This is a genomic window from Agrobacterium sp. CG674 (assembly GCF_053521645.1).
The window spans coordinates 343,164-362,801 of the sequence record NZ_JBNWDZ010000003.1 but is presented as its reverse complement, the minus strand read 5'-3'; the positions used below and the strand labels follow the sequence as shown (position 1 = coordinate 362,801).

Genomic DNA, 19,638 nt, shown 5'->3' with positions numbered 1-19,638 from the left:
GATTATTGGGGGACTAATGACTGATCCGATCAATCCGAACCGCCAGCCCTCAACCTGGCGGATCGTCCTTGCTGCCATACTGGATTTTTTCACGGCGTTCTGGCTTTTCGGCTATCTCGTCGCGCTCGTCTTTGGTGGACGCACAGAAAACGGGTTCAGCCTGCAGGGCATGCCTGCGGTAATCATGATGGCTCTGTTGGTTGCTTACTTCCTCGTGTTCAACCGCTATTTGGGCGGCACAGTGTGGAAGCGGATTTTGAAGGCCAAGCGTGCAGATTAAAGGTGGGCGGCCTTCGTTGGACCACCTCCATCAAATTTGCAGTCTGGCTTGCTGATGAACCGTTAAACGGCGTTTCGGCAAGCTTTTTCAGACTAACGACCTCAAATTGAGTGAGGCCCACGGGTGGCTGTCAACGCAACGGCGTTGCAGATAGCCCCGGCCCATTGCATGACGATATTTCCTTGGCGTCAGGACGCTATCACGGATTTCACGCCGTCCACCACGAACTGAACCGAGAGGGCAGCCAGAAGCACGCCGAGCAGGCGGGTGAGGATGGCTCGTCCTGTGTTGCCCAGAAAGCGATCCAGCCTGTCAGCGGCCAGCAGCGCCAGGAACACCAGCAGCATGCTGAAGGCCAGCAGCAGAATGAAGATGATCTTGTCGAAGGTCGTCTGCATGGAGCCGGATATCAACACCGTGGCTGATATGGCGCCCGGACCGGCGATTAGGGGTATTGCGAGCGGGAACACCGCGATGTTCTGGATGTGGTCCAGCGTGATAGCCATTTCCGACGTCTTTTCCTTACGCTCCTGACGCTTCTCGAAGATCATTTCAAACGAGATCCAGAACAGCAGCAAGCCGCCCGAGATGCGGAAGGCACCGAGTGATATGCCCAGAAGCTCCAGAATGGATGCTCCGAAAAGCGCAAATGCCGCAAGGATGGCAAAGGCGATGATCGAGCCTCTGAGAGCCACCTGACCGCGTTGCGCCCGTGTCATGCCAACTGTGAGGGCAAGAAACACCGGGGCGAGGCCCGGAGGATCCAGCGTGACGAGCATTGTCGTCAACGCATTGATGAGAAGTTCGGTGCTTGCCATGATATCCCCGTCTGGCGCCCTTGAATTGCGGGATTGTGGCCCGTTTCAGGATCGATGTGTCGCAATGGTAGGTAAGTCTTGGCGTGTTTAAAACCCTCTAAACAGAGATTTCCTTGATGGTAGGGAGAAAACTGTGCATCGTCTTGCAAATGACGTAAAAGACTGTTCATAACCCGGCTGGAAATTGGCGCTTTAGCGCTGTTTCCGCTATAAAAATCCATCCGATTCTTAACATAGAATGTGATCCGATTTGACTGACCAGAGCCCCCCAGGCGGCGGAAAGCTTCCGCCAGGTATTGAGCCTATTTCCATCATGGAGGAAATGCAGCGGTCGTATCTCGATTACGCCATGAGCGTTATCGTCAGCCGTGCACTTCCAGACGTTCGTGACGGACTGAAGCCCGTTCATCGCCGTATCCTTTACGGCATGTCCGAACTCGGCATCGACTGGAACAAGAAATACGTTAAATGCGCCCGCGTCACCGGTGACGTGATGGGTAAATACCACCCGCATGGCAACTCGGCGATTTACGACGCTTTGGCGCGCATGGCGCAGGATTGGTCCCTGCGACTGCCATTGATCGACGGCCAGGGCAACTTCGGCTCCATCGATGGCGATCCGCCAGCGGCTGAACGCTACACCGAGTGCCGCTTGCAGAAGGCCGCGCACTCGATCCTCGACGACCTGGACAAGGAAACAGTCGATTTCCGCGATAACTATGACGGCACACTGTCTGAGCCGGTCGTCATGCCCGCGAGATTTCCCAACTTGCTGGTCAACGGCGCGGGCGGCATCGCGGTCGGCATGGCCACCAACATTCCGCCGCACAACTTGTCCGAAGTCATCGATGGTTCTATCGCGCTGATCGACAACCCGGAAATCGAACTGCCAGAATTGATGCAGATCATCCCGGGCCCTGACTTCCCAACAGGCGCATTCATTCTCGGCCGCTCCGGAATCCGTTCGGCCTATGAGACCGGTCGGGGCTCCGTGATCATGCGCGGACGCGCCACCATCGAGCCGATGCGTGGAGACCGCGAGCAGATCATCATCACCGAAGTTCCCTTCCAGGTGAACAAGTCGTCGATGATCGAAAAGATGGCTGAGCTGGTCAAGGACAAGCGCATCGAGGGCATTTCGGACCTTCGTGACGAATCTGACCGTCAGGGCTACCGCGTTGTGGTCGAGCTGAAGCGCGATGCCAATGCTGAAGTCATTTTGAACCAGCTTTATCGCTACACGCCTTTGCAGACCTCATTCGGTTGCAACATGGTTGCGCTGAACGGCGGCAAGCCGGAGCAGATGACGCTTCTGGATATGCTGCGCGCTTTCGTGTCCTTCCGTGAGGAAGTCGTCAGCCGCCGCACCAAGTATCTTCTGCGCAAGGCCCGTGATCGCGCGCATGTGCTGGTCGGTCTGGCTATTGCGGTTGCCAACATCGATGAAGTCATTCGCGTCATCCGTCAGGCGCCTGATCCAGCAACTGCCCGCGAGCAATTGATGACGCGCCGTTGGCCAGCGTCGGACGTTGAAAGCCTGATCCTTCTGATCGACGATCCGCGCCACCGCATCAATGAAGATCTGACCTACAACCTGTCGGAAGAGCAGGCACGCGCCATTCTCGAGCTGCGTCTTGCCCGCCTGACTGCGCTGGGTCGTGATGAAATCAGCGATGAGTTGAACAAGATCGGCGCTGAGATCAGCGAATATCTTGATATTCTGTCTTCCCGCATTCGTATCCAGCAGATCGTCAAGGACGAGCTTGCGGCGGTACGCGACGAATTCGGCACCCCACGCCGAAGCGTCATCGTGGAAGGTGGCCCTGACATGGACGATGAAGACCTCATCGCCCGTGAAGACATGGTCGTTACCGTTTCGCACCTTGGTTACATCAAGCGCGTACCTTTGACGACTTACAAGGCGCAGCGCCGCGGTGGCAAAGGCCGGTCCGGCATGGCTACGCGTGATGCAGATTTCGTCAACCGCTTGTTTGTTGCCAATACGCACACGCCTGTTCTGTTCTTCTCGTCACGCGGTATCGTGTACAAGGAAAAAGTCTGGCGCTTGCCGATTGGCACACCACAGTCCAAGGGCAAGGCGCTCATCAACATGCTGCCGCTGGAGCCTGGCGAGCGCATTACGACCATTATGCCGTTGCCAGAAGACGAGACAACGTGGGACACACTGGACGTTATGTTCTCCACGACGCGTGGAACAGTGCGCCGTAACAAGCTGTCTGACTTCGTTCAGGTGAACCGCAACGGTAAGATTGCGATGAAGCTGGATGAAGAGGGTGATGAAATCCTCTCCGTCGAGACATGCACAGGCCCAGATGCGCTTGGTGAGGTGGTTGGCGACGACGTTCTGCTGACAACTGCGCTCGGGCAGTGCATCCGCTTCCCTGTTGATGACGTTCGCGTCTTTGCTGGCCGTAACTCGGTTGGCGTTCGTGGCATCAATATGGGCGAGGGCGACCGCATCATTTCCATGACGATCGTAAGTCATGTCAATGCCGAGCCATGGGAGCGTGCAGCTTATCTCAAGCGTGCCGCTGCTGAGCGTCGTGCACTGACCGGCGAGACCGATGTTGAAGAAATTGCGCTTGTTGGTGAAGAGGTAACTGAAGAAGGTCATCTGACCGAAGAGCGCTATCAGTTCCTGAAGTCGAAAGAGCAGTTTGTTCTGACGGTTTCTGAAAAGGGATTTGGCAAGCGGTCTTCTTCCTATGACTTCCGTACGTCGGGCCGTGGCGGCAAGGGCATTCGTGCCACCGATACGTCCAAGACGGCGGAGATCGGTGAACTCGTCGCAGCCTTCCCTGTTGATGACAGCGACCAGATCATGCTTGTGTCCGATGGAGGGCAGCTGATCCGTGTGCCCGTCAACGGTATTCGCTTCGCCAGCCGCGCGACCAAGGGCGTTACCATCTTCTCAACTGCCAAGGATGAGAAGGTTGTTTCCGTCGAACGCATCAACGAGCCAGAAGGCGAAGATGATGGCGAGGCTGAGGTTGATGGCATTGAGACCGAAGTCGCCGCAGCACCTGAGGGTGATGGCGAAGGCGTATAAGTAAGTAGATGCGGCGTGCCTTTGGTTGGGCTCGCCGCAACTCATCTCTGACATAAGATACAAGAAAGCCCTGCGAAACATCGTTTCGCAGGGCTTTTGTTTGTGATGGAGGTCTTATCTCAGACGCAGATGAATCGCACCGCGGCCAGATTTTGACATGATATGAAGATGGATCTTTGCTTCCGGCTGGTTACTGCGCCAGGCGCGGGCGCCGTGGCAAAGGAGCAGGTTAACAAGATCGCGGGTCTTGTGACGCGATTTGTTGAGGCCGAGATCGGCAATTCGCATTGCCGCCTCGTGGATTGGGTGCAGCACGGAAAGACTTTGCTGTCTGCCTTTGCCTGCCGCAATGTCCGAATAGTTTTCGTTGATTGCCATTTGGAAACCCTCGTTACTCAATACAATTCGAGGAGTGGAACCGGTAATCTCGTTCGTCATGACATCACCGGTCGCTGATACCATCTGCTGCTTACTGGAGAGACGCCCAGCAGCTGATGCCTTTCTTTTTCAATGTGTTGCATGCATTGACCGCATCATTCTGGCCATCGAAGCCGCCGAAGCGCGCGCGGTACATCTGTGAGCCATCCTTCGTGAAGGCCACGGTGAATGGCGTTGCGCTACGAAGCAGGCTGCCGCCCTTATCCTGCGCTGCCTGAAGCAGGTTGCGCGCAGAGCCTTCATCTGGAGATGCGCCGATCTGAATGACCCAGCCTGCATCTCTGGAAACAGCCGGAACAGGCGTGGTCGAGGCAGTCACGATATTGTCGACCTTGGTCGAGTTCGTAACCAGCGAACGATCTGGTCTCATATCCACAGGTGGAGCTGGGCGGGCAGGTGTCTTGGCACGCGTTGCCATGTCCATGGCTGCAACGGCTGCATTTGCAGGTGCTGGTGCGAATGCGGTTACGGGTGTTTCATCTGCGTAGCGTGCCTGTGGAAGCGGGCCAGCGTTTGGAAGGCCGGACGCTGTGTTTGCGGTTGCGACAGAAACGGGCTCTTCAATAGGCGCAGAAGGCGTTGCTGCAATCAGGTTGCTTGTGCCGGAGCGGGAGGCCTTTGGCAGGTATTCCGCAACCAACTTGCGCATTGTCGCATCACGAGCGGCGCTTGAGCGACCACCCAGCACGACCGCAACGATGGAGCGTCCATCCAGTTGAGCGGAAGTTGCAAGGTTGCTTCCAGCAGCGCGGGTGTAGCCGGTCTTGATGCCATCAACGCCACGAACGGTACCAACGAGGCGGTTGTGGTTTCCGATGACCTGCTTACCGAAAGTGAATGTGCGGGTGTTGAAGTAGCCGTAATATTGCGGGAAGTGCTGACGCAAGGCAACGCTAAGGCGTGCCTGGTCGCGGGCCGTAGTCATTTGTGCCGTGTTCGGCAGGCCGTGGGCATTGCGATATGTGGTGCGTGTCATGCCAAGCGCACGGGCCTTGGCCGTCATGATGCGACCGAAACGCTCTTCGCTGCCGCCAATATATTCGCCGAGTGCTGTGGCGATATCGTTTGCAGAACGCGTGACCAGCGCGAGAATTGCCTGCTCAACCGTAACACTTCCACCTGCGCGAACGCCGAGCTTGGATGGAGGCTCTTTCGCTGCATTGGCAGAAACTGGCACTTTGGAGTCCAGCGATATGCGACCGGAATTCAACGCCTCAAACGTCAGATACAGTGTCATCATTTTTGTGAGGGAAGCTGGATAACGCAGGCCATCTGGATCTTCGCCGTACAGAACCTTGCCTGTTTTGGCATCGAGAACGATGCCTGCATATTTGGGATCAGCTTTCGCAACCTGCGTGGTAGCAGTTGTTGCTGTTGCCATAGCTATCGCAAACATGAAAACCTTCACGAAAGACCCAGCCTTGACCGTCTTACCAAATAACTCAGATACATTTTTGAACACGGTTGAACTCTTTAATCGCATGCCACTGTTCCGTCCGACACGCCCCGCCAGACATTTCATCTCGCAACACTAGTGCGATGGCGTTACCAAGTGGTTTATGAATGGTAACTTAACCTGATAAAATGCGGCTCGTGATCGAGAGCGGCACAGCATCGGGCGTTGCGATCAGGTGACATCTCTTTTGGCCTGAGCCTGCGGAAGCCCGGGAGGGAGCGCGGAGAGTATTGAACTGCCGTCGCTGCATTGCTACCTGTCGCGAAACAAAGGATTCTCCATGGCTTCGCGCGACCGATATTCCCGCAAACTCGAATGCTCAAAGTGCGGCCACTCCGGCTTTGCTGAAGTATCTGAAATAGATGAGAAGCAGAATCCGAATGTCGATTTTCGGATTGATGAGATGCCCGCAGGCTTTCGCGCGGAACGGCCCTCGGGCAATCCAGCGGAATTCATGATACGCTGCGCTCAATGCGGCAATATATTTCGATTCTCACAAAAAGCTGCTTATGCCCCTGGCGGCGAGCCGCGATATGGAAGACGCTGAGCGTTCATCTGGAGAAGCCCCATGTCCGATATGATTGACAAGAACGGCGAGAGGCATTCCCGCCGCAAGCCAATCTGGCCCTGGCTTCTTCTGCTCGTTCTCACGCTTCTGGCGATCTACGCCTGGGACCGCGCCAACGTTTTATTCGATGATTTTTCGCGCAATATGCCTGCGGCTGTGATCGAGCTTTTCGAAGATCTCTTGAACCAGTATCCTCGCGACAGCCATTCCGGGAGCACCGTTGAAGTCGAAGTCACGCCTGTTGAGGTCTCCCACTAACAGCTGCAACAGCAATGCTACACAAGCTCACCATGGACATAAAAAAAGCCCCACCAAAAGGCGGGGCCAAGGTATTGCCTGATTGGCTTTCAGGACTTGGGAGCTCCTCCCGTGGAGGAAGCAATCACCCCATACCCGCATCCCGTACAGCGCGAAAGGTCAGTGTGCTGGCTAACGGTACGCCTGCGTATGCGGCGGCTATATGATTTCAGAATATTTATCCATTCAGGACTTGTTCATCACTGCCATGCCATTTTCAGATCATATTGAGACGGTACCCGAGAACGGTTCGGCTCACATGGAGAAGCCTGCAATGAAAAAGATTGTTCTCACAGCACTCGCTGCAATCATCGCCAGTGGCGCCGTTCTGACAAGCGCGCAAACCGCATCCGCACAATATTATGATGGTGGTCCCCGTTATTATGACGGTGGTCCTCGATACGACCGCCGTGGCCCGCCGCCCCGCCCTTATCGCGACCCTCCGCGCAGGCATCGGGACCGTGATAATGGCCGGTTCATTGCTGGCGGCATCGCTGCTGGTGTTCTGGGCGGCATCATCGGTGGCGCGTTGGCGGGCGGTAATGGCCCCCGTTATGTCGAGCCACCACCACCGCCTCCGCCGCGCTGCTGGTTTGAAGACAGGCAGGTCCGCAATGCCTATGATGGTGGCTGGCACATGGAAAGCCTCCGCGTCTGCCAATAAGACTTACAGCTTTTTAAGTGACACAAGAGCCGGCCAGTTGGTCGGCTTTTTCGTTTTTTCGCCCGTATTTGGCCTCTGGTTCACAGCAATGCCACAGTGCTCGCCAAGGTTGGCGCGCAGTTCATTTATTAGAAGGAAAATTATATGCGCAGTGCAATGCACGACATTTTTGGTGAACCGCAGGACGTGCTGAAACTTGGAGATGCTCCAATTCCCCAGCCGGGCAAGGGAGAGCTGCGCATTCGCATGCTTTTGTCACCCATCCATAATCACGACATTTGGACAGTGCGCGGCAATTATGGATATAAGCCGCCTTTGCCTGGTGCAATTGGTGGCAGCGAGGCCGTCGGCATAGTCGACGAACTGGGCGAAGGGGCAGACGCCTCATTGCTCGGAAAAAGGGTAGCAGCGGCAGGCGTTCATGGTTCATGGGCCGAGTATTTTCTCGCACCAGCATCGGGCGTCGTTCCCGTGCCTGATTCGATTTCAGACGAAGCCGCAGCGCAGCTGATCGCTATGCCGTTCAGCGCACTGACGTTGCTGGAATATCTTGGTGTGAAGCCGAATGACTGGTTCGTGCAAAATACTGCCAATGGCGCAGTGGGCAAGGCCGTTGCAATGGTCGCGCAGGCGAGGGGCATTCATGCGATAAACCTTGTTCGTCGTGATGCGGGTGTTGAAGAGCTGGCGGCGTTGGGCATTATCAATGGTGTCTCGACCGCCGCAGACGACTGGAAGCAAAAGGTGCGGGACCTGGCTGGAGATCAGCCCATTCGCGCAGGCGTAGATTCCATCGGCGGCGTTGCCAGCAATGACATTGCTGAACTGCTTAGCGATGATGGATTGCTCGTTTCCTTCGGCTCAATGACGGGCGAGCCCATGGAGATTTCATCCGGGCCGGTTATCTTCAAGCAACTGACCATCAAAGGTTTCTGGGGATCGAAGGCAATCGCTGCCCTTTCTCCCGACGACAGACGCCGACTGATGGGCGAATTGATCACGCTCGTTGACAACAAGACCATCACGCTGCCGGTAGACGGCGTTTATGATCTTGCGGACATATCGGCTGCTGTCAAAGCGTCCCTCACGCCTGGCAAAGCGGGAAAAGTTCTGTTGAAGCCGTAAACCATATCCGGCGCGGAAGCATTGAAGCTGCTTCCGCGACCCGGGGTTTCAATGCTATCGAGGAGGCTAAACCTATGGGGGAGGCCGAAATTGATTGCCAATGTTCTGATTGTTTTGATCGCTGCTTTACACGCCTACATTCTCGTTCTGCAGATGGTGCTTTGGACCAAACCGGCAGGACGCAAGGCCTTCAGGCTTTCGCCGGAATTTGCAGAGTCGAGCAAAGTTCTTGCCGCCAATCAGGGGCTCTATAATGGATTTCTTGCCGCGGGTCTGATCTTCGCACTATCGCAGGGCGACGGGCAAAGAAGCGTTGCGATTTTCTTTTTGGGCTGCATTCTGGTGGCTGGCGTTTTCGGCGCTGCGACTGCGAGCAGAAAGATACTGTTCATCCAGGCAGTCCCTGCGTTTGCCGCACTGATTGCCGTTTTCGCAGGTGTTTGAATTACTTCGTCGCGGCCGCATGAAGGCGAGCGACGATGTAGTCATAGCTTTCCATAACCTGAACGCGTTCATTTCCCGCGCGCATGATCAGCGTGCCTTGGGACAGGGGAGAAATCTGCGTAACATGGTCAAAATTGATCGCAAACTTTTGATTGTTGCTGACCGCTGTCACTTCCATCCACATAGGTAGGCCTTTCAAGAATCGTCGTTCTCGGACCTTATAATGGCACTGGCATATGTCGCCAATGCTTCATTACAACATATAACGGGATTTCTGCACTTGCAGCGGCACATAGCAAGCAAGCTGCGAAGACAGCCTTAGAACTATATTACGATGATGAGTGCGTACGAAAGTCACTTGTAAGACTGGCAGATGGGGTGTCCGTCACATTAGACGTTCAAAGGGCCTAATTCATCGGCCTTTTGTACGTAGCATTATCCGTAGATACCCGTATTCATACCCGCAAATTTTATTCAAATTTCAGCCTGCTTTTTTGACTGGCTCGACGGTGTGGCGACTGTCTTGCCAAGCTTTCATGTCAGCGACGCGCCAACGCACGCAATTCTCGCCGAGTCGGACTGGCTTCGGAAACTTGCCGTCGGCGATCCAGCGATAAAGAGTGGAAGTCGCTACCTTGATATTCATGGTCACTTCTTTGAGCGTTAAGTAGCTATCGAGCGAAACGAGGTTTGATTGCCCGTCGGACATGCGGTTCTCCAATGCAAAATGGATTTGAGGGCCGAAAGGCCCGAGAACTGTCCGCTCAGGAGATTATGCTTCGGTATGGGTCCCGGTGTCAACGTATGAGAATGCATCTTGCAGGTCTTTATTGGAATTGCTCCCCGCTGCGTTCCTACAAGTGGCCGACTCTGCACGACAATGCCAATTGTTCACTTCTGCTATTTTGGGTGACCTCAAATTCTCAGGAAAAGTCGATCACTTCCCGCTGAGTTATATCGTAAACGCTGAATGCATAACCTTGCTGCCAACAGCGCCAATAGTCCTTCATGTCGTTCGTAATAATAAGCAAGCCCGGACTGTACTGGCAGCTTTTGGTCACCACGTCTGCCATTTGCATCACGTAGGCGTCAACATAGTCTAAACTGTGCTTTGTCATCCAAGCTGAGTCGGCACTTAGAAAAGCTTGCACGTCGCGTTCGGCTGGGCCGTGTGGCGCTGGCAGTAAGATTACTCCGCTTCCCGGCGTCAGCAGCCACTGCAAGAGCTTCAGCGCGAGATCGTGCCGCTTTCTTGCCCCAATTATAAAACTGCAAGCCTCAACGATCACGGGTGAGGGCACCCCGAATATGAATTGATCCTGATCCTCAAAAAATTGCTCGACTTCGGCATGAAACTCATCGTCTGGCAAAGCGAGAGCAATCAATATATTAGTATCTAGGATCGCGAGGTTCCTTGGAAGGTCGAGTTCAATTCCTTCAATTGCAAAAACAGGCATCAGAACACCAAATCAGCTCCCAATGACGAGGCGATCCCCACCAAGAAACGATCAATTTCGTCTTCGATCGATTTCGCATCCGCGCTTCCTTCTGGGCAGGACATACGTTTTGTCGCCAACTCGCGAAGCTGGGCAGCGACTGCCTCATCTTCTGAGATAGGGGCGAGAACGGGAATAGCGGAAAGCACTCCTGGTTCAAATTTCTGAAAATCTCCACGAAACGAAGGTGTTTGTTGTCTAATCAAAGAATTGACCACTCTGCTATTCAGATAAGCACACAGGGGGAGGCATAATTCCGGATCAGCGGGAACTACAGCAGTGCCGCTGACAATAAATGCTGTTCCGCGTATATCAACAGCAAACGCTGTCGCCGGTGCAAGGTCGCGGATAAGCAGTTTTGGGCATCGTATCCATCGTTCGTCGCGTGGCCGTATCAGCTCGTAATAGTTTGAACCTGTTCCCTTCAAACTTGAACGGGCGGATAAAAGCTCCCGATAAGCGAATAAGTATTCGTAAGTCCTGGGATATCTTTCCTTCAGTTCAGTTTCTGTTAGCGCAACATTGTTTCGATACGGATAGAGGAGCCGACGTGAAGGTGTTGTTAGAGAATACCTTTGCAGTTCTGTACCAAACACTACAGGCTCCAGAACATCACGCTCAATAAACCAACTTTCACCCAGACCGTTTCTAACCCTAGCTAGAGCGGTCCCGTCGTCTTCTTCAACATCGAGGATGAATAAGTCATTGGCACCCGTTCGAATTCCCTGCGCAACGGTCGCAATCGAATCTAATCGGATAGAGATTTCGTCCATCGCGATGCGATTACGTTGTTCAGATACAGATAGTAACGACCACGGCGACTTACCCGGCTGGCGTGCGTTGTAAGATTTGAGCGTGCCGCCCTCAAGTACAACATCACGCTCTTCAGCGGAGAAAAGTTCTGCGGTCATATAGTCTGGTTCAAGTGACTGTACTCTTATAACACGCACCGGCTCATTTCTTATTCCTCGACCATCGGTTTTTTCAGCGATGATGCAACCTACGTACGCATCTGCATCGAAGACCTTGGTTGAGCCGAAATCGACAATTACCTCTAGATCAGACTTGATGGACAAGAGAGACCGAAGAGGCTCGGCACTTTTATTTAGGAAGAGCCTATTTGGGATAACGAGACCTAGTCTCCCGCCCTCCCGCAGGATGTTCAAAGCCTGCTCAACGAACAAAGAGGAAAAATCATATCGACCCTTGGCGGTCTGGAATTCCGCTTCCAGTCTGTCTCTGTTCGCCACGAGCGAAGTTGCTAGAAAGGGTGGATTCCCGAGGACAATGTCGTACTGCTTGTCAAGATTTTCCCATGTTCCTGGCGTAAGACCGTCACCAACTCGGATCACGTTTGACAGATTAGGCAATGGCAAGGCATCGGGTTCTTCAATCATCCGTTGCCAAACATGTAAACGAGCTGCGGTCACTGCTTTCGGATCGACATCGATCCCCGCAATGTGTCCACCTTCGATCATTCTGCGAGCCCATGGCTGAGTTGGGTCGTGCCTTTTGAGATGACCGAGGACATGGTTTACTGCAGCGACTAAAAATGAACCAGAACCGCACGCGAAATCGATTATGTTCGGAATAGTATCTTGTGGCGCGTCCTCGTAAAAACGCTTCACACAACTCCCAGCCAAATACCCAGTAAGAAATCTTGGCGTATAGTACGCACCGGCGGATTTTCTTACACTTAGACGCTCAACACCTCGTTGCGGTTGCGCAAACAACTCAGTCTGTGCAGGTAGCGGCGCAGGCTGCAGGACCGTAGAGAGGTATTTTTCATAAGCAAGCCCTAGAACATCCGCGCTGATCCAAGAGAAATCGTAACGAACGTCGCGGCCAGGAATCCTTTTTGGAAAATATAAGTCCCGTACAATCCCAGAGAGAATGAAAGGTTCGATGTCTTTTGCTACGTTTTCCGTGAAAAGATCACTACCAATTCTTTCCTGCGCCCGCTTGAATATTGTCGTCCATCTCTCAAAGTCGAAATCGTCCGGTCCTCGGCATGCATCTAAGGGTGATGGAATTGTGTCCTCCAACCCTCGGTCTTCGATGGTCCTTAGAACAAACAATTGGGCATAAAGTGTTTGCAACTGCTCATCTACTTTTGTGACCGCTCCTCTGGAGTAGCGAACAGCGCGTTCCCTCCAATTATCAAGCCGTTCCACGAGGGCATCGTCCACAGCTTGGAGGAAAGCTGTTGGTTCTTCGAGAGCCAGGAGACGCCTTTGTGGGGCGCTGCTTCGAACCCCTCCCGGGGCGAACGCTTCAAGCAAGTCGGTTGACTTCGTAACTTGGTCCCAATGTATTGGCGCCAAGCGATACCAGTCGCTGTCCCGCAGCCATCTTGAACTCAGGACATGAATCCCCTGCTCATCTCCTACAATGCCCCAAGGACAGGAAGAGTGATATCCATAGAGCGCAACTGTTTCCAAATCTTGACGCGTTGCCTGACCAGCTATACGGGCAAACATCACGGCCCCTTCACCCTGAAGGTTGGCCCTTTCTACCGTCACCTGGTGTTTGCCAACGGTAATCTTTCGGGTTTCAAGACCATCGGACTCCCAACCGAGCGCTACTGCCAGGTGGGTACCGGTTGAAATTTCGTCTGGTTTATCAAGCTGCTGCAAAACACGAATCCATTATATTTACCATTCATCTTCTAACATGCGCTGTGACAATTTAAAGGTGCTGTGAACATCTGATGGGTTCGTTAAATGGTTGGCAGAAGCGAACCCTAGATCCAAAGGCTCGTGCCTTGCATTGTGCTGGTCCATGCCGAAATACATTTTCGTCGATTCGGTGTCGGTGAAAACGTCATTGTAATAGAAGCAGCGCCATTCGTTGGTGCGGGTCGCGACGCCCGTAATGCCTTGTCCCTTTCCCGGTACCGCTTAAGCAGCTCCGCGCCAGCATCCGCATTGACCCTCTCGAGCTTGTGCAGCGCCCAGTTCAGGCTATCGGCGACGCCTTGGCGATTCCCCTTCTCAAACTCGTCAAAGGCGCGTTTAGCTACCATCCCATCCCGCTCGTGTGCGCCAGGTGTGGCTGAAATTTGAATTCCTCCGACTACCTGTGATTGATTTCCTGAGAACAGAAGTTATATCTCTAATCAAGTTATGTCTTTTGGGGTGAGCAATGGGTACTTTCGATACGTTTTGGCAACGGCAAAGGACGTTGAGGGGCGATGTTCCCGACGTTTATATTTACAATGATTTGCCTAGAGAGCTTCGCGTCCAAGTAATTACCATAGCCACAGAGATTCTAGGTTCTCGTGATGAGTTCATGAGTGACTTTGAGCCTGGTCAGAATGTGCGACGGGCGTACGAGATGATAGTTAATACTCTGCGGAAGGAGTTTGGTGTCTTCAGTCTGCCTCCTACCGATAACCGAGGTTACGAAGACAAGCAAAAGGAGCTTTTCGATTTCATACTATTTGAGAAAGATGTCGAAAAAACTTTGAGCGCAGTCGAACTTATATGTCGCCTAATAGAGAACATGGTTTCTAAAACAGGATATCGCCATGATCGAAGTGCCGAAGATAAAGCAAAAGGAGCTATTTCTGAGATCAACACTCGAATGAAAGCTGCGGGGCTCGGTTACGAGTATGACGGTGAAATCATTCGCATTGACACGGAATTAGTTCATGCCGAGGCGGTAAAACCCGCACTGGAGCTGTTACGTGAAAAGCGCTACCAAGGTCCTGAGCAAGAATTTCGAACAGCGTACGAGCACTATCGAAGGGGTAAGAACAAAGAAGCCGTCACAGAGGCCGCCAAAGCTTTTGAGAGCACAATGAAAGTTATTCTTGCTAAGCGTGAGTGGGATCATAACCCCAGTGATCCGGCTAGCAAGCTAATTGCGGCGCTTTACGATCACCAACTGATCCCGGTCTACTGGCAGAATGCGATGGCGGGCCTCCGCACGCTGTTGGAGAGTGCGGTTCCAACTCCAAGAAATAAGAATAGTGCTCATGGACAGGGTGTCGAACTCACCACCGTTCCTGACCACATCGCGGGTTATGTCCTTCACATGACAGCATCCACCATTGTGTTTTTGGTAAAGGCAGAACAGTCCATTCCTTAGTGCAGTGATCCCAGTCGAGCCGGGATGTTTCTCGGCCGCCGCCGTGCAGCGGCAATTGGGGTTGATGCAGGCGATCCGGTCAGTCATGAAAGGCCGTTTTTCGCGTCGCGTCCAATCATGTGGGGCTTGCACTGGCAATAGATGCGCCAGCCCTCCCTGGCGGATATCGCACCATCACAGCCGCGCACCTTAATAATGCGAACAATGCAGCGCCGTGCGGCTCTGTTTTCCGACTGCTCGCCGTTTAGGTACTCAAGGTAGGCGACGAAATTTGAGTAAGCCGAGCGGCGCGGTAGAAATCGATAGTCCAGCTAAGGGTTCATGACAGCGCCTTCGGAAATTGGAGATATTCGGTGCCGTACATTTCCCGCCCAGCAGCCTTCTTGCCCACGCGGACCATGGTGACTGTGCCGAGATTGGTGACAGAGAACGGATTTGACTCACAACTACGAAGATGGTGGGTAGTAAAGCTAGCGAAGCGAGATCGTTAATCGCACGAACGATGACCATCTTAGGGCCTAAATGTGGGGTAAGAACAATGGCGAAAAACGCAGAAACCAACACCAATCTGGCACAGAAAGCTTGCTTTGTGGTCGGTCCGATTGGTGGCTTGGGTACAGAGATTAGAACCCATGCCGACTGGCTGCTAGATGGGATTATCAAGCCCACATTTAGAGATCATTTCTCGGACTTCGACGTCGTGCGCTCTGACACTATTACGTCGCCAGGCATGATCGATACGCAAATGATAAATCATTTGCTAGAAGCCGAGCTGGTAATTGTTGATATGAGTTTGCTTAACGCGAACGCGTTTTACGAGATGGGCATACGACATATGGCGCGAAAGCCTGTCATTCATATGTTCGTTGCGGGAACAACCATCCCATTCGACGTTAAACCCTATCGGGCGATCGAGTTCAGCGTCGCCCAGCATGCCCACCTAGGAATCGCTCAGCAGCAGTTAAAAAGCGCCATACAAGACGCAATATCCGCCGACTATGTGCCGGATAACCCAGTCACTAAAGCGCAGAATTACACTCAACTCGAACGAACAGCTGAGCCCGCAGATAAAATTCTTATGAAGGAACTTTTAGCGCTGAAAAGTGAAGTCAACGCTCTCAAGAAATCGCAACCCAACGCATCACTGGTGTATCCTCAGATGGTAACGCCGTCAGTGAAAGTGAGGCAACAAGGCCCAAAACTATATGCGGGAGGGGAACATGTCGGATTGATGGTGGTAGCGACGTTTCCTTTTGAAGTCAGCCGATCATTTTCGGATACAGTTATGAATGAGATTACGAGCATTTTCGTAATCGAGACATGGACAACTAGCGCCACGCAAATCAGTTTTCCAGTCACAGGCATGGACGCTAATGCATTTGATATCATCCGGAACATTCTGCGGAAGCATGGGGCCGAGATCGAGACCTTTGACAACCCTAGGCGGTAGGTATCGCGGTCTCAAGCCTTGCGTTCAACAACTCGGAAATGTTCGCATCGAGCTTTTCGCGAAGCAGCGCCATGACCATGACAACCGTAGGCCGGGACGTCGATCTTGTCGCCAATCGAAAGTGCATCCGATACAGCCGTTGTGAGCTGCTCTTTGAGATTGCCGCCGTAGCGGAACTCATCGTCAACTGCACCCTTGATCGCTTCATCGATCTTCTTGTCGATAAGCGTCCGAATGTGCTCTTCGGATGTTTTGCGGGTGACTTCCGCCAGAATGTAATCTTGCAGGTTTGCCGGTGCCGTTTCAGTCATTGTTCGTCCTCGTAAACAGGGAAAAGGGCAGGGGCGCTGGAAGCACCCACAGGTGATACATGTCGGCGGCATCGATGATTTCAGCCTTGGGCGGGTAGACTTCGACAGCCGTCGCCTCTGGCCCCGCGATCTCGTCTTTGATGCGCTGCATCTCGGGCCAAGTCGGGCGGACGCCAGATAGCGACGTGATGCCCAGGTGGCGCGTGCCGTCGGGCAGCGTGCGTTCAAGGATGCTGAAAACGTTGTTCCGATGAGCCTTGGTAAACTCGGCGGTCCAGCCGCTCGGTGAAACGCTGCCGCGTGGAAAGTGCAGCGTCTCCCACGGCGTCCATTTGCCGGATCGGCGAGCAATGCCCTCATCACGAAGGATCAGACGGCGATTCCGCCGCGGCTGCATATCGAAGTGCGATTGAGCTCTCATGCCGCCACCTGATCAATGTTCGCGTTGATCGTGACGAAGGTGTAGACAACCACCCACGGATTCGAGGTCCATGGGTTACCCGGGTTAATGCTGTCCCAGAGCCACGAAAACACCTCAGTCGGTTTAAGCGACGCGTTGCCGAAATACTGATCGCCTTGGCTCACGACGTATCGGCCAGTTGCTTTCAGCTTGAGCAGTCCTTCCGCCCTGGCATCATCGTATGAGATGTCTCTCAGCCGTTCGATCCGTACCCCAGTGATTTGAATGGTAAGGCGGGAGTGCTTCTTGAACATGAAGCGGCCCATGCGCTTGTGCCACGCCGGAGTGCCCGGATCTGCGTTGTGCATCCCGCGGCGAAATTCTGCCGGAGCGTCGAACAGCACCTCCGCCGAATCCTCGACGAAGTGCCACTTCTGCTTTCCGCCCTTGGTGCGGGCACTGCCCTTGGGTTCCCAGTGGCCGAACCGAAAATGGGTTTCGCAGACATAAATGCGATCGCCAACTTTGATGCGAGGCGGAACTGCCAGCGGGCCTTCCGGCACGCCGTTAAATAGAAACTCCCACGTCGCGTCATCAGGACGCCGAACCTGTTTGAGGGTTTCGCTGTTGAGCAATAGCCGCCGCGTCTGTGTCTTCCGACCAGCGAGAAGCGCATCCACCATGGCGCCATTAAAGAGAATGGGACGCTCAACCATGGACAGACACCAGCTTGTCGTCTGGGCTGCCACCAGCAGCGAGATGCGCGTCGTACTCCGCACGAAGCCTGTCGGGGTCCGCGTGGTCCCGTTCTTCGTCCAGGAACATCTCTGGCTCGTCGATCAATGACTGATAGGTAGGGGCACACTCGAAGCACATCGGTGTCTCGCCGCCGTGATAGAGATCGCCTTTGAATATCGGAGCGCGACATCCCTCGCAGCGAAGGCACTCGACGTCGCCAAGCTCTTTATCGACAGTGTCGAGTGCGTCCAGCGCAGCAAGGTATTCCGGCTCGGTCTGCCTGACGAGCTCGTAACGCTGCTCTTCCAGCGCATCGACCTTTGCTTGCGCGTCGGCCCAACGCTTTTTCAGGTCCGCGTGGCTCATGATGCACCGCCTTCCGGTGCCGTGCCGATGATGCCGAGGATTGGGGTGGCTTGCTCGTAGGCTACTCGTCTGGTGGATAGGGGCGCATCGTCTGTCTTTACTCCGATCTCAGCCGTCTTAGGATAAAGCCTCGTTATCGTCCCCGCTTTGATGGTTGGCGAGCAGACACGATCTCCCTCTTTGAATGGGATTTTGATGCCGTGGTACGTGACCCACGACTTAACAACCTCATCATGAGCCTGATGAAGCGAGAGCTGATCCAGAAGTGAAACCAAACCGGCGTCTGGGGACCAGCCGTGGCGCTGCTCCAAATTGGATGCAAAGGTGTAAGCGTTGGTGTCCAAGCAACGCAGCAGCGCCTCTTTCAGCGCCTTCTGTTCAAACTGGCTGCAATTCGCGAGCCATCCCGCAACATCATCGATGATGCCATCGACAGCCATCTCCCGCACAGTGTCATCATAATATTTCGGGCGCGCTGGAATGGCCGTCCCTGTCTTCGTATCAGTCATAACAATCTCCATAAGACCTGTTCGGGAAACCCCGCCCACAAGGCAGGCGAGGAAACCGGAGCGGGTCAGCGTTTGCCGAGCCAGATCGCGAGGCGCAGCAGGCCGAGAAGGCAAAGGCAAATGAGGAAGTCGATGATCGGCCCCGTGATGATCATCAGGAAGATCAGAGCGATGGCTGTGACCACCACGATGGCTTCCGCCCGCTGCCGCACCCAAGCCTTAGCAACGGCGATCAATTGCCGTACTCCGCCTTGATGCCTTGAGCAGCTCGGGCCGCTGCCTGGACGAACTGGGGCAGGGTCTTGGCGTCGATCCTGTCAGTGTTGACGAAGATCGCCGCAGGCCATGAAATCGTGCTGCGAGACGCGAACCAGCCCGCCTGCAAAGACTTCGGATAGGTGCCCTTCGGAATGTCCCAATATTCATAGAGCGGGTCGCCCTTGATGTCGGTCGCATCGTCGAAGTCACGATCATTGGCCCCGGCCAGAATGACGGTATCGCCATAGATCTGGTCGGCTTCCGTCACGGTGCCGTTGCGTAGCCCGGCAGGAACGAGCATGCATGTGGCTTCACCGCTAGAAACGGCAGACAGCGCCAGTACGCCCCCTTCGTTGCGGACCGGGACTTTCCCGTAAGAATCGTCCTCGGCGACGATGTTCTGCCAGATCAACCAAGCTCCGCTGCCGGGTTCACCGATGGCGACGGACAGCTTGTTGTTGCCGGGGAGGTCCGACAGATCGTCAACACCGGACTTCGCTCCGCATAGGACTTGCAGGTACTCACGGTGCAACGTGGCCACCTGCCGGAGCTTCTTCACCTTCGCCGGAGATGACCGGCCAACGTAGACCGGGCCATCAGGCTGCCCGATCATGGCATCGCAGGCCTCGGGATTGCTCGGGTCAAGATCGAGGACACGCTCGAGGTTATCGATGGTGCCCTCTGTCGGCACGTTCACGACGTTCAGGTTTTTGCCCGCCATCTTGGCGACGGCATCACCCGCGGCGAAATAGACGCCGCTCTCTGCCCCGGTGCAAAGGCGGATCGGTGCCGCCTTTGCCTCAGAACTGATCACGACAGCGGCCAGCGCCGCCATTAAAAACAATGGCTTCATAAGAA

Annotated in this window: 22 protein-coding genes; 9 read left to right on the top strand and 13 right to left on the bottom strand. The window is 54.2% G+C overall.

Going from position 1 to position 19,638, the window contains the following annotated elements:
• Nucleotides 1-16 precede the first annotated feature (16 nt).
• A complete protein-coding gene (locus ACQZ51_RS10980) occupies nt 17-280 on the top strand; it encodes an RDD family protein (RefSeq protein ID WP_448777143.1) in 264 nt (87 codons plus the stop codon).
• A 188-nt stretch (nt 281-468) separates the two neighbouring features.
• Here ACQZ51_RS10980 and ACQZ51_RS10975 read toward each other — a convergent pair whose 3' ends face one another.
• A complete protein-coding gene (locus ACQZ51_RS10975; RefSeq protein ID WP_042619529.1) occupies nt 469-1,098 on the bottom strand; it encodes a MarC family protein in 630 nt (209 codons plus the stop codon).
• Between the two features lie 250 nt (nt 1,099-1,348).
• On the opposite strand from ACQZ51_RS10975, the gene gyrA reads away from it, so the two are divergent.
• Complete coding sequence (gene gyrA / locus ACQZ51_RS10970) at nt 1,349-4,168, top strand: DNA gyrase subunit A (protein ID WP_448777141.1); 2,820 nt, start codon at nt 1,349-1,351, stop codon at nt 4,166-4,168.
• 114 nt (nt 4,169-4,282) lie between these two features.
• Here the strand turns inward: gyrA and ACQZ51_RS10965 are convergent, their stop codons facing one another.
• Both ACQZ51_RS10965 and ACQZ51_RS10960 read right to left on the bottom strand, forming a co-directional pair.
• Nucleotides 4,283-4,546: a hypothetical protein gene (locus tag ACQZ51_RS10965; protein WP_042619527.1), complete on the bottom strand. Its 264-nt coding sequence runs from the start codon at nt 4,544-4,546 to the stop codon at nt 4,283-4,285.
• 91 nt (nt 4,547-4,637) lie between these two features.
• Nucleotides 4,638-6,002, bottom strand: a complete 1,365-nt coding sequence (locus ACQZ51_RS10960; protein WP_448777139.1) for a D-alanyl-D-alanine carboxypeptidase — start codon at nt 6,000-6,002, stop codon at nt 4,638-4,640.
• Between the two features lie 340 nt (nt 6,003-6,342).
• On the opposite strand from ACQZ51_RS10960, the gene ACQZ51_RS10955 reads away from it, so the two are divergent.
• The 5 genes from ACQZ51_RS10955 to ACQZ51_RS10935 all read left to right on the top strand — a co-directional run bounded on the left by ACQZ51_RS10955 (nt 6,343) and on the right by ACQZ51_RS10935 (nt 9,160).
• Nucleotides 6,343-6,609 (top strand): hypothetical protein, encoded by a 267-nt coding sequence (locus tag ACQZ51_RS10955; protein WP_448777137.1) that lies wholly within the window; start codon nt 6,343-6,345, stop codon nt 6,607-6,609.
• A gap of 21 nt (nt 6,610-6,630) precedes the next feature.
• Nucleotides 6,631-6,888 (top strand): hypothetical protein, encoded by a 258-nt coding sequence (locus tag ACQZ51_RS10950; RefSeq protein ID WP_448777135.1) that lies wholly within the window; start codon nt 6,631-6,633, stop codon nt 6,886-6,888.
• A gap of 313 nt (nt 6,889-7,201) precedes the next feature.
• Nucleotides 7,202-7,591: a hypothetical protein gene (locus tag ACQZ51_RS10945; protein ID WP_448777133.1), complete on the top strand. Its 390-nt coding sequence runs from the start codon at nt 7,202-7,204 to the stop codon at nt 7,589-7,591.
• A gap of 144 nt (nt 7,592-7,735) precedes the next feature.
• A complete protein-coding gene (locus tag ACQZ51_RS10940; protein WP_448777131.1) occupies nt 7,736-8,716 on the top strand; it encodes a zinc-binding dehydrogenase in 981 nt (326 codons plus the stop codon).
• A 90-nt stretch (nt 8,717-8,806) separates the two neighbouring features.
• Entirely contained in the window at nt 8,807-9,160 is a 354-nt protein-coding gene (locus tag ACQZ51_RS10935; protein WP_448777129.1) for a DUF1304 domain-containing protein, read from the top strand.
• Between the two features lie 481 nt (nt 9,161-9,641).
• On the opposite strand, the gene ACQZ51_RS10930 is transcribed toward ACQZ51_RS10935, so the two are convergent.
• From ACQZ51_RS10930 to ACQZ51_RS10920, 3 genes are all read right to left on the bottom strand, one after another.
• On the bottom strand, nt 9,642-9,869 hold the full coding sequence (locus ACQZ51_RS10930; RefSeq protein WP_448777128.1) for a helix-turn-helix transcriptional regulator: 228 nt from the start codon (nt 9,867-9,869) through the stop codon (nt 9,642-9,644).
• A 214-nt stretch (nt 9,870-10,083) separates the two neighbouring features.
• Nucleotides 10,084-10,617 carry a PIN domain-containing protein gene (locus ACQZ51_RS10925; RefSeq protein ID WP_448777126.1) on the bottom strand — a complete coding sequence of 178 codons (534 nt, stop codon included), beginning with the start codon at nt 10,615-10,617 and terminating at the stop codon, nt 10,084-10,086.
• Nucleotides 10,617-13,292 (bottom strand): Eco57I restriction-modification methylase domain-containing protein, encoded by a 2,676-nt coding sequence (locus ACQZ51_RS10920; RefSeq protein ID WP_448777124.1) that lies wholly within the window; start codon nt 13,290-13,292, stop codon nt 10,617-10,619. Before ACQZ51_RS10920 ends, ACQZ51_RS10925 begins: the two co-directional genes overlap by 1 nt.
• Before the next feature lie 508 nt (nt 13,293-13,800).
• On the opposite strand from ACQZ51_RS10920, the gene ACQZ51_RS10915 reads away from it, so the two are divergent.
• Together ACQZ51_RS10915 and ACQZ51_RS10910 are read left to right on the top strand one after the other, a co-directional pair.
• Complete coding sequence (locus ACQZ51_RS10915; protein WP_448777123.1) at nt 13,801-14,748, top strand: STM4504/CBY_0614 family protein; 948 nt, start codon at nt 13,801-13,803, stop codon at nt 14,746-14,748.
• A 538-nt stretch (nt 14,749-15,286) separates the two neighbouring features.
• Complete coding sequence (locus tag ACQZ51_RS10910; RefSeq protein ID WP_448777121.1) at nt 15,287-16,198, top strand: hypothetical protein; 912 nt, start codon at nt 15,287-15,289, stop codon at nt 16,196-16,198.
• Nucleotides 16,199-16,209: 11 nt separating this feature from the next.
• Here the strand turns inward: ACQZ51_RS10910 and ACQZ51_RS10905 are convergent, their stop codons facing one another.
• From ACQZ51_RS10905 to ACQZ51_RS10875, 7 genes are all read right to left on the bottom strand, one after another.
• Nucleotides 16,210-16,509, bottom strand: coding sequence for a hypothetical protein (locus tag ACQZ51_RS10905; RefSeq protein ID WP_448777119.1), 300 nt, complete (start codon nt 16,507-16,509; stop codon nt 16,210-16,212).
• Nucleotides 16,502-16,930, bottom strand: coding sequence for a DUF7694 domain-containing protein (locus ACQZ51_RS10900; protein WP_448777117.1), 429 nt, complete (start codon nt 16,928-16,930; stop codon nt 16,502-16,504). The genes ACQZ51_RS10905 and ACQZ51_RS10900 overlap by 8 nt, the downstream gene beginning before the upstream one ends.
• Nucleotides 16,927-17,625: a hypothetical protein gene (locus tag ACQZ51_RS10895; protein ID WP_448777116.1), complete on the bottom strand. Its 699-nt coding sequence runs from the start codon at nt 17,623-17,625 to the stop codon at nt 16,927-16,929. Before ACQZ51_RS10895 ends, ACQZ51_RS10900 begins: the two co-directional genes overlap by 4 nt.
• Nucleotides 17,618-18,013, bottom strand: a complete 396-nt coding sequence (locus ACQZ51_RS10890) for a hypothetical protein (RefSeq protein WP_448777114.1) — start codon at nt 18,011-18,013, stop codon at nt 17,618-17,620. Before ACQZ51_RS10890 ends, ACQZ51_RS10895 begins: the two co-directional genes overlap by 8 nt.
• A complete protein-coding gene (locus ACQZ51_RS10885) occupies nt 18,010-18,522 on the bottom strand; it encodes a hypothetical protein (RefSeq protein ID WP_448777112.1) in 513 nt (170 codons plus the stop codon). Before ACQZ51_RS10885 ends, ACQZ51_RS10890 begins: the two co-directional genes overlap by 4 nt.
• A gap of 65 nt (nt 18,523-18,587) precedes the next feature.
• Nucleotides 18,588-18,758 carry a hypothetical protein gene (locus tag ACQZ51_RS10880; RefSeq protein WP_448777111.1) on the bottom strand — a complete coding sequence of 57 codons (171 nt, stop codon included), beginning with the start codon at nt 18,756-18,758 and terminating at the stop codon, nt 18,588-18,590.
• Nucleotides 18,755-19,633: a TAXI family TRAP transporter solute-binding subunit gene (locus tag ACQZ51_RS10875; RefSeq protein ID WP_448777110.1), complete on the bottom strand. Its 879-nt coding sequence runs from the start codon at nt 19,631-19,633 to the stop codon at nt 18,755-18,757. The genes ACQZ51_RS10880 and ACQZ51_RS10875 overlap by 4 nt, the downstream gene beginning before the upstream one ends.
• Nucleotides 19,634-19,638 lie beyond the last annotated feature (5 nt).

Bases quoted from the DNA above. Each gene is read 5' to 3' on its own strand.
- ACQZ51_RS10915 (WP_448777123.1), top strand. From the start codon at position 13,801: ATGGGTACTTTCGATACGTTTTGGCAACGGCAAAGGACGTTGAGGGGC.
- ACQZ51_RS10955 (WP_448777137.1), top strand. From the start codon at position 6,343: ATGGCTTCGCGCGACCGATATTCCCGCAAACTCGAATGCTCAAAGTGC.
- ACQZ51_RS10885 (WP_448777112.1), bottom strand. From the start codon at position 18,522: ATGACTGATACGAAGACAGGGACGGCCATTCCAGCGCGCCCGAAATAT.
- ACQZ51_RS10875 (WP_448777110.1), bottom strand. From the start codon at position 19,633: ATGAAGCCATTGTTTTTAATGGCGGCGCTGGCCGCTGTCGTGATCAGT.
- ACQZ51_RS10950 (WP_448777135.1), top strand. From the start codon at position 6,631: ATGTCCGATATGATTGACAAGAACGGCGAGAGGCATTCCCGCCGCAAG.
- ACQZ51_RS10940 (WP_448777131.1), top strand. From the start codon at position 7,736: ATGCGCAGTGCAATGCACGACATTTTTGGTGAACCGCAGGACGTGCTG.
- ACQZ51_RS10930 (WP_448777128.1), bottom strand. From the start codon at position 9,869: ATGTCCGACGGGCAATCAAACCTCGTTTCGCTCGATAGCTACTTAACG.
- ACQZ51_RS10890 (WP_448777114.1), bottom strand. From the start codon at position 18,013: ATGAGCCACGCGGACCTGAAAAAGCGTTGGGCCGACGCGCAAGCAAAG.
- ACQZ51_RS10965 (WP_042619527.1), bottom strand. From the start codon at position 4,546: ATGGCAATCAACGAAAACTATTCGGACATTGCGGCAGGCAAAGGCAGA.
- ACQZ51_RS10905 (WP_448777119.1), bottom strand. From the start codon at position 16,509: ATGACTGAAACGGCACCGGCAAACCTGCAAGATTACATTCTGGCGGAA.
- ACQZ51_RS10910 (WP_448777121.1), top strand. From the start codon at position 15,287: ATGGCGAAAAACGCAGAAACCAACACCAATCTGGCACAGAAAGCTTGC.
- ACQZ51_RS10925 (WP_448777126.1), bottom strand. From the start codon at position 10,617: ATGCCTGTTTTTGCAATTGAAGGAATTGAACTCGACCTTCCAAGGAAC.
- ACQZ51_RS10895 (WP_448777116.1), bottom strand. From the start codon at position 17,625: ATGGTTGAGCGTCCCATTCTCTTTAATGGCGCCATGGTGGATGCGCTT.
- ACQZ51_RS10975 (WP_042619529.1), bottom strand. From the start codon at position 1,098: ATGGCAAGCACCGAACTTCTCATCAATGCGTTGACGACAATGCTCGTC.
- ACQZ51_RS10900 (WP_448777117.1), bottom strand. From the start codon at position 16,930: ATGAGAGCTCAATCGCACTTCGATATGCAGCCGCGGCGGAATCGCCGT.
- ACQZ51_RS10945 (WP_448777133.1), top strand. From the start codon at position 7,202: ATGAAAAAGATTGTTCTCACAGCACTCGCTGCAATCATCGCCAGTGGC.
- ACQZ51_RS10980 (WP_448777143.1), top strand. From the start codon at position 17: ATGACTGATCCGATCAATCCGAACCGCCAGCCCTCAACCTGGCGGATC.
- ACQZ51_RS10960 (WP_448777139.1), bottom strand. From the start codon at position 6,002: ATGTTTGCGATAGCTATGGCAACAGCAACAACTGCTACCACGCAGGTT.